Here is an 854-nt window from a genome sequence, read left to right on the forward strand (position 1 = left end):
CTAAGAGCGCCTAACGAAACCGGCGGTTGGCGCGTTGGTAGAGCATGGCGAAGTTCCTCGTTCCCGACGATCTCTGGGTGGTGATCGCGCCGCTGCTGCCTCCGGCGCGGGTGCGTCCGAAGGGCGGGCGGCCGCCGATCCCGAACCGGGCGGCGCTGACCGGCATCCTGTTCGTGCTGCGCACCGGTTTACCGTGGGAGTACTTGCCGCAGGAGATGGGCTGCGGCTCGGGCATGTCGTGCTGGCGACGGCTGCGTGATTGGCAGAGGGCGGGCGTGTGGGCCAGCCTGCACCGCGCCTTGCTGGAGCGGCTGGACGGCGCCGGACAACTGGACTGGAGCCGTGCGGCACTCGACAGCGCCAGCCTGCCGGCGAAAAAAGGGGGGCGGCGACCGGCCCGAACCCGACCGACCGGGGCAAGCCGGGCACGAAGCGCCACCTCGTCGTCGATGCCCGCGGCACGCCGCTCGGTGTCGTCCTGACCGGGGCCAACACTCACGACAGCACCCAACTCGTCGCGACGCTCGACGCGATCCCGCCGGTGCGCTCGGGCCGCCCTGGACGCCCGCGCCGCAGGCCCGGCAAGCTGCACGCCGACAAAGCCTACGACCACCGCCGTTGCCGTCGGGAATGCCGGGCCCGCGGGATCAGGCCCCGCATTGCGCGCCGGGGGATCGAGAGCAGTCAGCGCCTGGGCCGCCACCGCTGGGTCGTCGAGCGTACGCTGGCGTGGCTGGCGCGATTCCGACGCTTGGCCATCCGCTACGAACGCCGCGCGGACATCCATCTCGCCTTCACGACCCTCGCCTGCGCCCTCGTCACACTCAACCAATGCAGACGGTTCTGTTAGACGC

The 854-nt window shown here is 71.2% G+C and carries 1 protein-coding gene; it reads left to right on the forward strand.

What is annotated here, in order from left to right:
* Nucleotides 1-44: 44 nt before the first annotated feature.
* Nucleotides 45-850 (forward strand): IS5 family transposase gene (locus tag FV242_RS33990; protein ID WP_147942044.1). Its coding sequence is split into 2 segments (ribosomal slippage): nucleotides 45-375 and nucleotides 375-850, totalling 807 coding nucleotides; the frame shifts between segments, so codons are not numbered across the junction.
* The last annotated feature ends 4 nt before the right edge of the window (nucleotides 851-854 follow it).

Origin of the sequence: Methylobacterium sp. WL64 (genome assembly GCF_008039945.1) — a bacterium.
GTDB lineage: Bacteria > Pseudomonadota > Alphaproteobacteria > Rhizobiales > Beijerinckiaceae > Methylobacterium.